Source organism: Microbacterium sp., from assembly GCF_035556355.1.
In the GTDB taxonomy this organism is placed as follows: Bacteria; Actinomycetota; Actinomycetes; order Actinomycetales; family Microbacteriaceae; genus Microbacterium.
Window position 1 is genome coordinate 25926 of sequence record NZ_DATMFG010000008.1, and the last position, 14574, is coordinate 40499.

Annotated in this window: 18 protein-coding genes; 9 read left to right on the plus strand and 9 right to left on the minus strand. The window is 70.4% G+C overall.

Translation table 11 applies throughout. From position 1 onward, the window contains the following. Window positions 1–120 precede the first annotated feature (120 nt). A complete protein-coding gene (locus VNR19_RS01345; protein ID WP_325723149.1) occupies window positions 121–273 on the minus strand; it encodes a hypothetical protein in 153 nt (50 codons plus the stop codon). A 143-nt stretch (window positions 274–416) separates the two neighbouring features. Between VNR19_RS01345 and VNR19_RS01350 the strand changes: the two genes are divergently transcribed. Beyond that, on the plus strand, window positions 417–1442 hold the full coding sequence (locus tag VNR19_RS01350) for a YihY/virulence factor BrkB family protein (protein ID WP_325723151.1): 1026 nt from the start codon (window positions 417–419) through the stop codon (window positions 1440–1442). After that, a complete protein-coding gene (locus tag VNR19_RS01355; protein ID WP_325723153.1) occupies window positions 1439–2242 on the plus strand; it encodes an NAD(P)H-hydrate epimerase in 804 nt (267 codons plus the stop codon). Before VNR19_RS01350 ends, VNR19_RS01355 begins: the two co-directional genes overlap by 4 nt. 68 nt (window positions 2243–2310) lie before the next feature. On the opposite strand, the gene VNR19_RS01360 is transcribed toward VNR19_RS01355, so the two are convergent. Together VNR19_RS01360 and glgP are read right to left on the minus strand one after the other, a co-directional pair. Beyond that, window positions 2311–3042, minus strand: a complete 732-nt coding sequence (locus tag VNR19_RS01360) for a glutamine amidotransferase (RefSeq protein WP_325723155.1) — start codon at window positions 3040–3042, stop codon at window positions 2311–2313. A gap of 55 nt (window positions 3043–3097) precedes the next feature. Next, window positions 3098–5656 (minus strand): alpha-glucan family phosphorylase, encoded by a 2559-nt coding sequence (glgP, locus tag VNR19_RS01365; RefSeq protein ID WP_325723159.1) that lies wholly within the window; start codon window positions 5654–5656, stop codon window positions 3098–3100. Between the two features lie 151 nt (window positions 5657–5807). On the opposite strand from glgP, the gene VNR19_RS01370 reads away from it, so the two are divergent. Next, a complete protein-coding gene (locus VNR19_RS01370; RefSeq protein WP_325032414.1) occupies window positions 5808–6026 on the plus strand; it encodes a response regulator in 219 nt (72 codons plus the stop codon). A 19-nt stretch (window positions 6027–6045) separates the two neighbouring features. Beyond that, complete coding sequence (locus VNR19_RS01375; protein WP_325723162.1) at window positions 6046–6675, plus strand: CYTH domain-containing protein; 630 nt, start codon at window positions 6046–6048, stop codon at window positions 6673–6675. 57 nt (window positions 6676–6732) lie between these two features. Here VNR19_RS01375 and lpdA read toward each other — a convergent pair whose 3' ends face one another. Genes lpdA through VNR19_RS01390 form a run of 3 tightly spaced genes read right to left on the minus strand, consistent with a single transcriptional unit; the run spans window position 6733 to window position 9176 of the window. Then, window positions 6733–8130 (minus strand): dihydrolipoyl dehydrogenase, encoded by a 1398-nt coding sequence (lpdA, locus tag VNR19_RS01380; protein ID WP_325723164.1) that lies wholly within the window; start codon window positions 8128–8130, stop codon window positions 6733–6735. Between the two features lie 10 nt (window positions 8131–8140). Next, complete coding sequence (locus tag VNR19_RS01385) at window positions 8141–8872, minus strand: copper resistance CopC family protein (protein ID WP_325723166.1); 732 nt, start codon at window positions 8870–8872, stop codon at window positions 8141–8143. Between the two features lie 55 nt (window positions 8873–8927). Beyond that, entirely contained in the window at window positions 8928–9176 is a 249-nt protein-coding gene (locus tag VNR19_RS01390) for a hypothetical protein (protein ID WP_325723168.1), read from the minus strand. Between VNR19_RS01390 and VNR19_RS01395 the strand changes: the two genes are divergently transcribed. Next, entirely contained in the window at window positions 9097–9372 is a 276-nt protein-coding gene (locus VNR19_RS01395) for a four-helix bundle copper-binding protein (protein WP_491715941.1), read from the plus strand. The two genes, VNR19_RS01390 and VNR19_RS01395, sit on opposite strands and share 80 nt — an antisense overlap. A gap of 24 nt (window positions 9373–9396) precedes the next feature. Here VNR19_RS01395 and VNR19_RS01400 read toward each other — a convergent pair whose 3' ends face one another. Continuing rightward, on the minus strand, window positions 9397–9744 hold the full coding sequence (locus VNR19_RS01400; protein WP_325723172.1) for a hypothetical protein: 348 nt from the start codon (window positions 9742–9744) through the stop codon (window positions 9397–9399). Window positions 9745–9933: 189 nt separating this feature from the next. Between VNR19_RS01400 and VNR19_RS01405 the strand changes: the two genes are divergently transcribed. The 3 genes from VNR19_RS01405 (at window position 9934) to VNR19_RS01415 (ending at window position 11790) form a co-directional block, all read left to right on the plus strand. After that, the gene (locus VNR19_RS01405; protein WP_325723174.1) at window positions 9934–10443 is read left to right on the plus strand and encodes an FHA domain-containing protein; all 510 of its coding nucleotides are present in this window, start codon (window positions 9934–9936) and stop codon (window positions 10441–10443) included. Beyond that, the gene (gene ftsR, locus VNR19_RS01410; RefSeq protein WP_325723176.1) at window positions 10443–11135 is read left to right on the plus strand and encodes a transcriptional regulator FtsR; all 693 of its coding nucleotides are present in this window, start codon (window positions 10443–10445) and stop codon (window positions 11133–11135) included. Before VNR19_RS01405 ends, ftsR begins: the two co-directional genes overlap by 1 nt. A gap of 109 nt (window positions 11136–11244) precedes the next feature. Further along, window positions 11245–11790 (plus strand): MerR family transcriptional regulator, encoded by a 546-nt coding sequence (locus VNR19_RS01415; protein ID WP_325723178.1) that lies wholly within the window; start codon window positions 11245–11247, stop codon window positions 11788–11790. A 43-nt stretch (window positions 11791–11833) separates the two neighbouring features. On the opposite strand, the gene VNR19_RS01420 is transcribed toward VNR19_RS01415, so the two are convergent. Beyond that, on the minus strand, window positions 11834–13075 hold the full coding sequence (locus VNR19_RS01420; RefSeq protein ID WP_325723179.1) for a trans-sulfuration enzyme family protein: 1242 nt from the start codon (window positions 13073–13075) through the stop codon (window positions 11834–11836). 104 nt (window positions 13076–13179) lie between these two features. On the opposite strand from VNR19_RS01420, the gene VNR19_RS01425 reads away from it, so the two are divergent. Next, window positions 13180–13674 carry an Lrp/AsnC family transcriptional regulator gene (locus tag VNR19_RS01425; protein ID WP_325723181.1) on the plus strand — a complete coding sequence of 165 codons (495 nt, stop codon included), beginning with the start codon at window positions 13180–13182 and terminating at the stop codon, window positions 13672–13674. Between the two features lie 9 nt (window positions 13675–13683). On the opposite strand, the gene VNR19_RS01430 is transcribed toward VNR19_RS01425, so the two are convergent. Then, a complete protein-coding gene (locus VNR19_RS01430) occupies window positions 13684–14505 on the minus strand; it encodes a ParA family protein (protein ID WP_179490772.1) in 822 nt (273 codons plus the stop codon). Window positions 14506–14574 lie beyond the last annotated feature (69 nt).

Sequence of the window (14574 nt, forward strand, 5' to 3'; positions counted from 1 at the left end):
ACCGTGCAGAGGGGAGAGGGCCGGCCACCGGCATCCGCGACGGGGGGATGTCGCTCGCGACGGGGGGTTGTCGCTTGCTCGGCGGCCGGCCCCGGTCTGTTGGACGACCGGGGCTGTGCGTCACACGGTGACGCGCAGCACCTCCTCGATCGTCGAGAGGCTCGGGGTCGGCTTCGAGCAGCCGGCTTCACGCAGCGACGCCTTGCTCGCTTCGAGGGCGACGACGTTCGGCTCGAGCGGCGCGCCCGCGCACGTGCGTGCAGATACCTTCACGGCAATCCCCAAATCCCCAGAATCAGGGGATCCCCATCCCCCTCACATGCGATCATACGGGACTGCGCGGACAGCGGCATCCGCGACTCGCCTGTCACGTCAAGCCCCCGCGCATCAACCGTCGCGCTCGATAGCCTCTCAACATGGCCGAGGCAGAGACGACCAGCTCGCGCAGCTTCCTCCAGCGCGTCATCGCGTGGGCCCTGTCGCTCAAGATCGTCCGCGCGGTGCTCCACTACGTCGAGCACCGCGGACCGGCGTGGGCGGACTCCGTCACATACCGCACACTTTTCAGCGTCTTCGCCGGTGTGCTGCTGGGTTTCTCGATCGCCGGCCTGTGGCTCGTGGGCAACCCTGCCGCGTGGCAGGCGCTCATCGACGGGGTCGATGCCGCGGTGCCCGGTCTCGTCGGCGAGGGCGGACTCATCGATCCCGACGACATCCAGGTGCCGGCCGGCCTCACGGTGGCGGGCATCATCTCGCTCGTCGGCCTCGTGGGCGCGGCGATCGGCGCGATCGGCTCGCTCCGGGCGGCGCTCCTCGTGCTCGCCGACAAGGTGGTCGACGATCTCGCGTGGTATTGGGTGATCCTGCGCAACCTCGCCGTGGCGATCGGCTTCGGCGTCGCACTGGGCGTGTCGGCCGCGATCACGTTCTTCGGGACCGCGGGGATCGCGATCGTCGCAGGGTGGTTCGGGCTGCCGCCGGGGCATCCGGTCGTCGAGATCGCCGGACGCGGCGTCGCGGTCCTCGTCGTGTTCGCGCTCGACGCCGTCGTGATCGCGGTGCTGTTCCGCGTGCTGACCGGCGAACGCGTGCCCGCCCGCGTGCTGTGGAGCGGCGCCCTCCTGGGCGCGCTCGGGCTCACGGTCCTGCAGCAGCTGTCGGGACTGTTCATCAGCGGGGCCGGCTCGAACCCGCTGCTCGCTTCGTTCGCGTCGCTCATCGCGCTGCTGCTGTGGTTCAACCTGTCCGCGCAGGTGATCCTCATCGCGAGCGCATACATCATCGTGGGCGCCGCTGAGCGCACCGACCGTGTGCGCGTCAAGTACGGCGCCGAGACGTTCGCGCAACGGCGCCTGCGCCGTGCGGAGGACGCCGTCACCGTCGCGACGGAGGAGCTTCACCTCGCCCGCGCAATGGAGGAGAAGGAACGGAGGGGACGATGACCGAGTGGGTGCCGGTGTACAGCTCGGCGCAGGTGCGCGCCGCCGAGGAGCCTGAACTCGAAAAGGGCGTGCCGCTCATGCTGTGGGCCGCGCGCGCCCTCGCGCAGGTCATCGCAGACGAGCTCGTCGACCCCGGCGTCACGGCGCGCACGGGCGGTCGTGATCTGCCCGGCGAGGCGGGAGCGCCGATCGTCGGGCGACTGCTCGTGCTCGCGGGGAAGGGCAACAACGGCGGAGACGCGCTCTTCGCCGCGGCCGCGCTGCTGCAGTGGCTGCCGCAGCGCGCCGCTGCCGAGAACCCGCCTGGCGACGACCTCGCGATCGACGTGTTCTGCACCTCCGACTCCGCGCACGAGCAGGGCCTCGAGACGGCGCTCGCGGCGGGCGCGCGGCGCGTCGACCTGGAGCAGGTGAAGGCGAATGCCGCGGCTTACGACCTCGTGATCGACGGCATCCTCGGCATCGGCACGACCGGCGCCCCCGCCCTGCGCGGCGCTGCGCGCGAGGTCGTCAGCGCGCTCCTGCCCGCGGTGCGGGCAGGACATCCGCGCACGATCGCGGTGGACCTGCCGAGCGGGCTGCATCCCGACGACGGGACGACCGCGGATGACGTCGTGCTTCCGGCATCCGTCACCGTCACCTTCGGCGCGGTCAAGCCGGGCCTGATTACCGCGCGTGGACCCGAGTTGAGCGGAGCGATCGTGTTCGTCGACTTCGATCTGCCGTTCGCCGAAGCACCGCTCACGAGCGGTCCCGTGGCGTACGCCGTGGCGGGGCGCCCGCGGGATGCGGGTGCGTGAAACCGGCGGGCTGAATCCGGGTTCTCCGTGCGCCTGCCATCCCGCGCGCGCCGTTCAGCCCGGCGTTTTCACCGCGCGTAGAGCTCCACGAAGTTCTGCAGCATCCGGCCGGGGTGCATGACGGGCACGCGCCGCACCGCCGCGAGCACGAGGTCGAGCTCGTCGGGGGCGAAGTACCCGTAGTCCGCGTAGGCGTGGATGCGCGTCTCGATGCCCGGGAGGTCGAGCTCCGGGTGGAACTGCGTCGCGTACACGTTCCTGCCGACGCGGAACATCTGCACCGGCGCCCCCTCCGAGCGGGCCAGCAGTGTCGCGTGCGGGGGAAGGGCGCTGATCGCCTCTTTGTGCCCGACGAACGCCTCGAACCGCTCGGGCACGCCCGCGAGCAGCGGGTCGGTCGCTCCCTCCGACGTCATCTGGACCGTCACGACGCTGATCGGCTCCGAATACGTGCGGTCGATCGCGGCGCCCTGGTGCGCACCGAGCGTGCCGATGCCGTAGCACGCGCCGAGGAACGGGAAGTCGCGCGCGACCACGTCGTCGAGCAGCCGCGCGAATTCCGCTTCGACGCGCCGCTGCACGTCGGACTTGCGCTCGGGAGGGTCGGACGCGTTGAACGGACCGCCCCCGACGAAGATGCCCGACAGGTCGTCGAGGTCTAGTTCAGGCATGGGTCCGGCCTCGAGCCGCACGCGCACGAGGTCGCGCTCATCGAGCCCGGTGGCGCGCAGGAACAGCGCGTACTCCTCGTCGGCGGGCGCATCCTCGGCGCGCGTCGCCAGCAGGACGAACGGCTTCACACCGTCACGTTATCCTCCGCTCGCAGCGCGAGCGAAGCGAGACGAAGCGAGGCGATCATGTTGCGTACGTCACGAGGCCCAGCTCGACGGGCGACACGAGCTGCGGATGCTTCGGCACCACCCGCACGGTGTAGCCGAAGGTGCCCGTGACGTCGAGCGGGAGCGTGCAGCCGAACGTCGTCACGCCGTCGGTCGATTCGCCGGTGGGAGAGAGCGGGTGCAGCGAGTGGTCGTCGGCGATGTCGTCGTCCTCGTCGGTGCGGCCGTACGCGAGCTCGACCTCGACGTCGTCGGGAGTGAGGCGCCCGAGCCGGATGCCGGCGCGCACCTCGAACGTGTCGCCCGCCTGTGCCTGCTGCGGGATGCCGGAACCGTCCACGCTGTCGACACGCACCTCGGACCACGCGTCGCGCACGCGCGCAACGTAGGCCGCGAGCTCGCGTGCGCCCGCGTGCGCGTCCGCGCGCAGGGCCGTGTCGTGCTCGGCCGCGGGCACGTACAGCCGCTGGACGTACTCGCGCACCATGCGGTCGCTCGTCGCCTTCTTGCCGAGGTCTGTCATCGTGTGGCGCACCATGCGCAGCCACTCGCGCGGCACGCCGCCTTCGCGCTCGTAGAACTTCGGCACGAGCTGGTGCTCGATCAGGTCGTAGAGGGCGGATGCCTCGGCGTCGTCGCGCTCCTCGTCGCTCGACGCGGTGTCGGCGGTCGGGATCGCCCAGCCGTTCTCGCCGTCGAACCACTCGTCCCACCAGCCGTCGCGGATCGACAGGTTGAGCGCGCCGTTGAGCGCCGCCTTCATGCCGCTCGTGCCGCACGCCTCGAGGGGGCGGAGCGGGTTGTTGAGCCACACGTCGCAGCCGGGGTAGAGGGTCTTCGCGAGCGTGATGTCGTAGTCCGGCAGGAACACGATGCGGCCGCGCACCTTGGGGTCGCGGCTGAATCGCACGAGCTGCTGGATGAGGATCTTGCCCGAGTCGTCGGCCGGGTGCGACTTGCCGCCGATGACGATCTGCACGGGGCGCTCGGGGTCGGTGAGGATGCGCGTCAACCGCTCGGGGTCGCGCAGCATGAGCGTGAGTCGCTTGTACGTCGGAACGCGCCGCGCGAATCCGATCGTGAGTACCTCGGGGTCGAGGGCGTCCTCGACCCACGCGGGCACGACGTTGCCGCTGCCTTCGACGGCCGCGACGAGTCGGCGCCGAGCCTCGGCGATGAGCTCGGTCTTCATCTCGTGCCGGATGCCCCACAGCTCCTCGTCCGACACCGCCTCCGGATCGCGCCAGTCGTGGTTCGGCACGTGCGCGTCGCCGAACACGCGCTCGCTGAGCCCCTTGAGCGCCGGGTGGAGCCACGTCGGCGCGTGCACGCCGTTCGTGATCGAGGTGATCGGCACCTCGTTCTCGTCGACCCCGGGCCACAGCGAGCCGAACATGCGACGGCTCACCTGTCCGTGGAGGAGGGACACGCCGTTCGCATGCTGGCCCAGGTGCAGTCCGAGCACGGCCATGTTGAACACGCCGGGGTCGCCGCCCGCGTATTCCTCGAGACCGAGCGCGAGAGCGCGTGCCGGGTCGAGCCCCGCGAACAGGCCACTGCGCAGGTACGCCTCGATGAGGTCGCGCGGGAACCGGTCGATGCCCGCGGGGACCGGCGTGTGCGTCGTGAACACGGTGGAGGCGCGCACCTGCACGAGCGCTTCGTCGAAGGTGAGCCCGTCGTGCGTGATGAGCTCCGACATCCGCTCGAGCCCCTGAAAGCCCGCGTGTCCTTCGTTCGTGTGGTAGACGTCCGGCGTCGGATGCCCCGTCAGCCTGCACCACGCCCGCAGGGCGCGCACGCCGCCGACGCCGAGGAGGAGCTCCTGCAGCAGCCGGTGCTCGCCGCCGCCTCCGTACAGGCGATCCGTGACCTTGCGCAGGTCCTCGCTGTTGGAGGGCGTCTCGGAATCGAGCAGCAGAAGGGGCACGCGACCGATGTCCGCGATCCAGACGCGCGCCGCGAGGCGGCGGTCGCCGGGAAGGTCGAGGACGATCTCGACGGGCGCGCCCGATTCGTCGCGGAGCAGCGCGAGACCCAGGCCGTAGGGGTCGAGCAGCGGGTAGCTCTCGCGCTGCCATCCGTCGTCGCCGATCGACTGCCGGAAGTATCCGGCGCGGTAGAAGAGTCCGACGCCCGTGAGGGGGACGCCGAGGTCGGAGGCGCTCTTGAGGTGGTCGCCCGCGAGGATGCCCAGGCCGCCCGAGTACTGCGGCAGCGATCCGTCGACGCCGAACTCGGGGGAGAAGTACGCGATGTGCTGAGGCTTCGGGCCTTCGAGATGCTGATACCAGCGCTCGCCTTCGAGATAGGCGGTCAGGCGCTCGTCCTCGGCTCGGAGGCGTGCGAGGAAGTCCTCGTCGTGGGCGAGCTCGTCGAGCCGCCGCTGCCCGAGCGCGCCGAGCATGCGGGCGGGGTTCTCGCCGATTTCGCGCCACAGGTCGGGGTCCATCGAGGCGAAGAGGGCGTGCGTCGCGCGGCTCCACGACCACCGCCAGTTCGAGGCGAGCCGGTCGAGCGGAGCCAGTGCGTCGGCGAGGGCGGGACGAACGGTGAACGTGCGGATGGCCTTCACCCGACGAGTCTATAGACGGTGCCGCAGGCCTCTTGACCGGCCCCGGGCGCGCTCACGCCGCTCGAGCGGCGGGCGACACCCGCGCGGAAGCACCGGCACGCCGAAGAACGGCGTGATGACCGATGGGGGAGGTGCGGACTAGGCTCGGCACATGGCCATCGCACGACTCCACGGGGGCCCGCTCGACGGGCAGCTGCTTCCGCTCGAACGCCCCGACCTCGACTCGCTCATCGTCCCCTATGGCGAGGGCCAGGTCGTCTATCGACGACAGGGCGATCTCGCCAAGACGGGAACGTCCGACGGGCCGACCGAAGCCGAGTTCTGGTTCATCGAGGCCACCGACGAGATCGGACCCTCCAACGACGACTGACGACTCCCCGCACAACCGGTTGCACGCTGCGGACGCGCCGGAGCGCTCGGTCGAACTCGAGCTGAAGTTCGACGTCGGCGCCGGAACCCCGTTGCCCGATCTGGCGTCGTTGCCGGGGATCGCGGCCGTGTCGGCGCCCGAGCCGCGAGAGCTCGACTCCCGCTACTTCGACTCCGAGGAGTACGCGCTCGGCCGCGCCGGCTACGCCGTCCGCCGTCGCACGGGCGGACCCGACGAGGGCTGGCATATCAAGGGGCCGCGAGACGCCGAGGGCGCACGCGTCGAACTGCACTGGCCGCTGGGTGCGGAAGACGGGATTCCGGATGCCGTGACCGCGGCCGTCGCGCACGTCTCCGTCGCGCGGCTCACGTTCATCGCCCGCATCGTCAACAGCCGCATCGCGTATCACCTGTTCGACGAGCGTGGGGGAGTCGTGGCCGAGTTCGTCGACGATCGCGTCACCGCGACCGACGTCCGCCGCGACCGGAGCGAGTCGTGGCGGGAGTGGGAGTTCGAGCTCGGACCGGCCGCGCCGGCGGACGCCGAGGCGCGGAGAAGCCTCTTGGGCGCTGCGACCGAGGCCGTCGCGGCCGTGGGAGGCCGGGTCGCGGCATCCGATTCGAAGCTCGGGCGCGCCCTCGGGCTCTGACACCTCACGTCGAGGGGGCGGCGCCTGACGGCACCGCCCCCTCGACGTGATCTCGGATCAGAGATTGATCATGTGGCCCACGAGGCCGTGGAAGCCCTCCTGCAGCGCCTCCGACAGCGTCGGGTGCGTATGCACGTTGCGCGCCGCCTCGAGCGCCGTGAGGTCCCACTTCTGGGCGAGCGTGAGCTCGGGGAGCAGCTCCGACACGTCGGGGCCGATGAGGTGGCCGCCGAGCAGCTCGAGGTGCTCGCCGTCGGCGATGAGCTTGACGAAGCCGACGGGCTCGCCGAGGCCGTTCGCCTTTCCGTTCGCCGAGAACGGGAACTTCGCAACCTTGACGTCGTAGCCGGCGTCGCGCGCCTGCTGCTCGGTGAGGCCGAACGACGCGACCTGCGGAGAGCAGAACGTCGCGCGCGGCATCATGCGGTAGTCGCCCAACGGCATCGTCTCGGCCTTGCCGATCGTCTCGGCGGCGACGACTCCCTGCGCCTCAGCCACGTGTGCGAGCTGGAGCTTCGCGGTGACGTCGCCGATCGCGTAGATGTGCGGCACGTTCGTGCGCATGTGATCGTCGATCTCGATCGCGCCGCGGTCGCTGAGCTTGACGCCGGTCGTCTCGAGGCCGAAGCCCTCGACGTTCGGCGCGAAGCCGATCGACATCATGACCTTGTCGGCGTCGATCGAGCCGGCGTTGCCGTCCTTGTCGGTGTAGGTCACCGTGACGCGGTCGCCGTGGTCGGTGACGGTTTCGACCTTCGTCGAGGTGAGGATGTCGACGCCGTACTTCTTGTACTGGCGCGTGATCTCCTTGGAGACCTCCTCGTCCTCGTTCGGCAGCGCGCGGTCGAGGAACTCGACGATCGTCACCTTCACGCCGTAGTTGACCATGACGAACGCGAACTCCATGCCGATCGCGCCGGCGCCGACGATGACGATCGACTTCGGCAGGTCGCGCGCGAGGATCTGCTCCTCGTACGTGACGATGTTGCCGCCGAGCTGCACGCCGGGGAGCAGCCGCACCCTGGAGCCCGTCGCGATGATCGCGTTGTCGAAGGTGACCGTCTCGGTCGAGCCGTCGGCCTTGGTCACGACGATGGTGTTCGCGTCGGTGAACGATCCGCGCCCCTCGTACTCGGTGACCTTGTTCTTCTTCATGAGGAAGTGGATGCCCTTGACGTGCGCCTCGGCCACCTTGCGGCTGCGGTCCCACGCGACGCCGAAGTCGAACTGCACGTCACCCGAGATGCCGAAGAGGTCCGCCTTGTGCAGCACCTGGTGCGCGAGGTCGGCGTTCTTCAGCAGCGCCTTCGAGGGGATGCATCCGACGTTCAGACACACGCCGCCCCAGTACTTCTCTTCGATGATCGCGACCGTGAGGCCGAGTTGGGCGGCGCGGACGGCGGCCACATACCCGCCGGGCCCCGCGCCGAGGATGGCGACGTCGTAGTGAGGCATGACTTCCAGCCTAGTGGTCGGCGGGGTGGTCGGATCGGGGGTCGGCGTCGGCCGACGACGGCGAACCGGATGCCGCGGCCGAGGCATCCGCCGCCGCCTTCTCGCGCCGTGCGCGGCGGCGCCGCGGGCTCGATGCGATGAGGTAGACGACTCCGGCGATCACGAGGAGTCCCAGCACGAGGGGGATGAGCCACGCCAGGAAGGTCACGCTCTCGTCGGCATCGGTGTCCGGATCGTCGGGCACCGGTGTCTCGGTCGGCTCGGCGGTCGCGGGGGGCGTGGTCGGCTCGGTCGTCGCGGTTTCGGTCGGCGAGGGCGCCGGGGGAGCGGTCACCGTGAACGTGTACTCGCCCGAGATCGGGTGGCCGTCGCTCGAGACGACGCGCCACAGCACGCGGATCTCTCCGGATGCGTCGGATGCCGCGTCGAGCGCCTGTGTGACCGTGTTCTCCTCGACGACGGGGTCGCCGTCGGCGAGCGAGGTGCCCGCGCCGTCGACGACGTCGACCGCGGTGGCGCCGGCCTCGGGGGAGAGCACGCCGCTGAACACCAGCCGCACCTCGGCAGGGATGCTCTCGACGCTCTCGCCGGCTGCCGGCGACGCGGAGATGAGCTCGTCGTGGGCCGCCGCGGGCGGTGCGACGAGCGTGAGCGAGCTCAGTGCGAACACGCTCGCGATGACGGTCGCCGCCCATCGTGCGGCCGGAGAGGAACGCCGTTTGTGAACTTCTCGTGACAACACGACTCCGAGCCTAGCCCGGGGGTGTTGCGCGCTCGGACGCGGGCCTACCATTCCGTCAGGCGGGGTGCTCCTGCCCCGCCGAAGCGACGACCGAGACGGAAGCGAGGTGCGGGATGGACGCCATGTCGAAGGACATGATGTCGATGCCGGGCATGCAGGCGATGGACATGTCCCTGGTGCAGGCGTGTCTGGACGCCTGCTCGGCCTGCGAGCAGGCGTGTACGGTGTGCTCGACCCAGATGATGTCGTGCGCGCCCGCGTGCATGAACTGCGCGGACATGTGCAACACGATGATGCGCGCCATGCTGCGGATGCAGGGCATGACGCCCGCGACCATGGTCGCCATGCTCGACGCGTGCATCGCCATGTGCCAGCAGTGCATGGACGAGTGCATGGAGCACGCCGACCACAGCGACGTGTGCCGCATGTGCGCGCAGGCGTGCAAGGCGTGCATGGACGCCTGCAGCAAGCTGCGGGAGTCGATGGTCGCCGCCGCGTGACGAGGACGGCGGCACCCGCCGCCGTCAGCGGAGGACGTTGAACCGCGCCGCGCCGGCGGCGAGGACGTCGTAGCGTGCGTGCAGGGCGACGGGCGTGCCCTCGGAGACCGCGGATGCCGCGCCGGCCCCGCTCCACACGACGATGCGCGTCGCTTCGTCGAGCGTGCGCAGCGTGAGGGTGCCGGCCGTGGCATCCGTCTTCTCGACGATCGCGTCGACCCACTCGGACGGGGTCGCGGCGGCCAGTCGCGCCTGGATGAGGTGCAGCGCGTGCCCGGGGGCGTAGGTCGAGCAGGCTCCGCCGTGGGCGCACATGCACGCCGGACGCTCACGCACCTCGAGGGGCGGAAGGTGGCGGTGCGGGCTCGACACGACGGGTCTCCTGTCAGTAGGTTCGATTACCCCGCCCAGGCTAGGGGGGGACGGGGGCGGCCGGCACCTCGAGCCGACACACGCCGAAACATTGCTCGGCGGTGGCGGAGGACCGCTCACCGGAAAGGCGCGATCCGCTCTTTCGGCGGACGACCTTTCAGATAGGCTTGGACGCCAGAGGAGGAGCACGTGGACGACATTCGCCGACCCGACTCGGGCGAGATCCGACGGGCTGCGGGCGGGGGCGGCGAAGCCGGCTCCGCCGATCGCGCGGCCGACACGACGCAGACATTCGGGCATGACTCGGACCTGTCGTTCGTGCCGTTCGGCAGCGACCTGACCGATGCCGAACTCGACGCGATCGACGCACTGCCCAGCGGCGCCGCGATCCTCATCGTGCGCTCCGGACCCACGGCCGGCGCTCGGTACCTGCTCGACACCGACGTCACCACGATCGGCCGCCACCCCGAAGCCGACATCTTCTTCGATGACGTGACGGTCTCACGCCGTCACGCCGAGGTGACCCGCAGCGGCACCGCCTTCGAGATCGTCGACCAGCGGTCCCTCAACGGCACGTACGTGAACGGCGAGCGCGTCGACCGCGGGCGGCTCACGAACGGCTCCGAGGTGCGGATCGGCAAGTTCCGCCTCAACTTCTTCGTCTCACCGGCCGATCTGGCACAGGCTGCGGACGCGTGATGTCAGGCGCCAACGCCCGCGAGCGCGCTGCGCCCGCGGGCCTGCTGAGCATCGGTCAGGTTCTGGCACGGCTCGGGCCCGAGTTCCCGAACCTGACCTCGAGCAAGCTGCGCTTCCTCGAGGTGCAGGGGATCGTGTCGCCCCTTCGCACCGAGTCCGGCTACCGCAAGTTCTCGCAGGCCGATCTCGAGCGGCTGCGTCTCGCGCTCACGCTCCAGCGCGACCATTACCTGCCGCTGAGCGTCATCCGCGAATACCTCGAAGACCTCGACGCGGGCCGCGACCCCGCGACACCGACGGTGCCTCCGCCGCCGTCGATCGTGCCGGCCCCGCGCCGCTATCGGCGCGAGGAGCTCTTGTCGGCCGCCGGCGCCGCGCCGCAGCTGCTCAACGACGCGATCAGCACGGGCGTGATCCCGGGCGGCGAAACCTACACCGAGCAGTCGCTGGCGATCCTGCGCGCACTCGTCGCGCTCGATCGCCACGGCATCGAGCCCCGCCACCTGCGCACGCTGCGGCAGAGCGCGGAGCGCGACGTCGCTCTCGTCGAGTCGGCACTCGCACCGCTGCTGCGCCGCACCGACCCGTCGTCGCGTGCGCGGGCGAGCGAGCTCGCACCCGAGCTGACGCGCCGACTCGACGAAGTGCGCGCGATCTTCGTCCGCTCCGCGCTGGAGCGCCTGCTTTCGTGAGACGGGCCCGTCCGGGGCGACACGTCGGCGACACACGTCGGATGTCGTTGCCCGAGGCCCCGGGCTGATCTAGCGTTGAACCATCGGGATCCACGAGGGGGGATTGCGTATGACCGCACCGGAAGCGGCTGACGAACCACGTTTCGTCGCTGACCTCCTCTTCACCGACGGCCTCCCGGCGATGGATGACGAGGTGGGCTACCGCGGCGCCGTGGCGGCCCGCGCCGCCGGCATCACGTACCGCCAGCTCGACTACTGGGCCCGAACCGAACTCGTCGAGCCGACTGTGCGCGGTGCGAACGGCTCCGGGTCGCAGCGCCTCTACGGATTCCGCGACATCCTCGTGCTCAAGCTCGTGAAGCGTCTGCTCGACACCGGCATCTCGCTCCAGCAGATCCGCACGGCGGTCGAGCAGCTGCGTGCCGCCGGCATCCGCGATCTCGCCGGAACCACGCTCATGAGCGACGGCGCATCTGTGTACCTGTGCACGTCGAACGACGAGGTCATCGACCTCGTCAGCCGTGGGCAGGGCGTGTTCGGCATCGCCGTCGGCAAGGTGCTGCGGGAGGTCGAGTCGACGCTCGTCGAGTTCGACCCGCAGACGGTCGACGCGGTGGACGAGCTCGCGGCCCGCCGCGCGGCGCGCTCGGCCTGAGCCGGATCACGACCCGGCGCCGACCGCTCGGAGCGGCGTCGGATCAGACGGTCGCGGACGTCTCCGTCACGGCCGCCTCTGCGATCGTCTCCTCCATCGCGCCGCTCACGCCGTCGATCCGCGCGAGCGCCTGATCGAGGTCGGCGATGAGGTCGTCGGGGTCTTCGAGGCCGATCGACAGTCGCACGAGGCCCGCGCCGGGCTTGGCGGCGGCCGCCACCGGTCGGTGGGTGAGCGAAGCCGGATGCTGGATGAGCGAGTCCACGCTGCCGAGCGAGACCGCGTGCGTGAAGATGCGCACGTTCGACGTGAGGGTCACGGCGGCGTCGTAGCCGCCCTCGAGCTCGACCGAGACCATCGCACCCGGGCCGTCCTGTTGCGTGCCGATGAGTCCGTGCGGGTCGGCGCCGGGAAGACCGGGGAAGTGGACGCGCGCGATCTGCGGGTGGCGTGCGAGGTGCTGGGCCACGCGCGCGGCACCCGCCTGCTGGGCGCGAACGCGAATCGGGAGGGTCGACAGCCCGCGGTGCAGCAGATACGCGGCGAGCGGATGCAGGATCGCTCCGGTGATCGCCCGCGTGCGGCGCAGCGCAGCGGCCGTCTTCGCGTCGCACGCGACGACGCCGCCCACGACATCGCCGTGACCGCCGAGGTACTTCGTGGCGCTGTGCAGCGACATGGCGGCGCCGAGGTTGAGCGGGCGCTGCAGCACGGGTGTCGCGAACGTGTTGTCGACGACGACCGGCACGTCGCCCGCGGCCGCGACGACCGCGCGGATGTCGACGAGCTCGAGAGTCGGGTTGGCGGGCGACTCGACGATCACGAGGCCCGTGTCGGGGCGCAGCGCCTCCGCGATCCTGTCCGGGGTCGTGAAGGTCGTCTCGGTTCCGAGCGTCTCGGCGTCGAGGAGGTGGTCGGTGCCGCCGTAGAGCGGGCGCACGGCGACGACATGGCGACGATCGCGGGGAAGGGACAGCAGCACGGCGGTGATCGCCGCCATGCCCGACGAGAAGGCGACGGCCTCTTCGGAGTGCTCGAGCTTCGCGAGGGCGTCCTCGAATCGGCCCACGGTCGGGTTCCACAGACGGGCGTACACGTTCGAGCCGCCGTCGAACGGTCGGCCGCCCGTCGCGAGCACCTCGTACGAGAGCCCGCCGACCTCCACGTCGGGAAGCGGGCTCGTCGACGAGAGGTCGATCGGGGGAGCGTGCACGCCCATCGACGCGAGGTCTTCGCGGCCGGCATGCACGGCAACGGTGTCGGGGTGCAACGTCGTCGGTGCCATGCACCAATCGTCGGTGATCATTCGCAGTTTTGCAATCGACGCCGAACGTTCCACGGTGCACAATTGAGTTCCATGAGGAATCTGCGATCCGGGCCATCTGAATCATGACGCCGCCGAAGAATCCGCACCCCGCCGCGCCGGTCTTGGACGGCACCGACCGGGCCATCCTCGAGGCTCTGTCAGCAGACGGCCGGATGACCAACGCGGCCCTCGCCGCGCGCGTCGGCATCGCCGAGTCCACGTGCGCGAGTCGGGTCAAGGCGCTGCGCGAGTCAGGGGTCATCGCGGGCATCAGCGCGAGGATCGATCCGGCGGCTGTCGGGCGTCCGATCCAGGCCGTCGTACGCGTGCATCTCGCGAGTCACAACCGCGCCCACGTGAACGAGCTGTTCGACCGGCTCGTCGCGATTCCGGGAGCCCTCTCCGTGATCCACGTGGCAGGCGACGACGACTTCGTCCTCCTGGTCGCGGTGCCCAGTCCGCAGCGGCTGCGCGACCTGATCCTCGAGCACATCACGATCCATCCGGCCGTCACGAAGACGGAGACGCAGCTGGTGTTCGAGGTGCGCGACGGAGCGGGCGTGCTCGGCCCGCTGTAAGCGTCGTCACTACTGCGCGCGGACCTCGCCCGGCGTCGCCGGGGTGGGGATGCGGCCCGTTCGCATGACGCGGTCGAGCAGTGCGTCGAAGTCGGCGGCGAGCTCCTGCGCGGAGTCGCCCGGCCAGATGTGCAGCGGCTTCGCCGCGCCCTGCGCCTGCTGGAGTGACGTGCGCTCGGGCAGCTGCGGCGAGAGCACGAGCGGGCCGAACATGTCGCGCAGCTCCTTGATGCGGAACTGGTGCTCGATCGACTGCGGACGCACGCGATTCACCACGAGGCCGAGGGGCTGGAGGCGGGGGGAGAGGCCGCGGCGGATCTCTTCGATGGCTCGCAGGGCACGGTCGGCGGCGGCCACGGAGAACAGGCCCGGCTCGGTGACGACGATGACCCGGTCGCTCGCCGCCCACGCCGTGCGCGTGAGCGCGTTGAGCGAGGGAGCGCAGTCGATCAGGACGAGGTCGTAGTCGGCCTCGATCGTCGCGAGCGCCTCTTCGAGCTTCCACACGTCGCGCACGCTCGGGTGCGGACCGTCGAAGTTGATGGCGGACGGGCTGCCGATCATCACGTCGATCGTGCCGGGATGGACCTTCGCCCACCCGCTGGAGGTGATCGCCTGACGGACGACCTTCTCCTTCGGATTCGCCAGGACATCGGCCACGTTGAGGCGGCCGGCGACCTGGATGTCCATGCCGGTGGAGACGTCGGATTGGGGGTCGAGGTCGACCACGAGCGTGCGCACTCCTCGCGCGAACGCGGCGGAGGCGAGGCCCAGAGTGACGGTCGTCTTGCCGACACCGCCTTTGAGCGAGCTCACGGAGAGTACGTGCACAAGGCACTACGTTACCGTCCCCTAGGCTGTGAGCACACTCAGCCGTACCGGCGGCTGGGTTATCGGCCG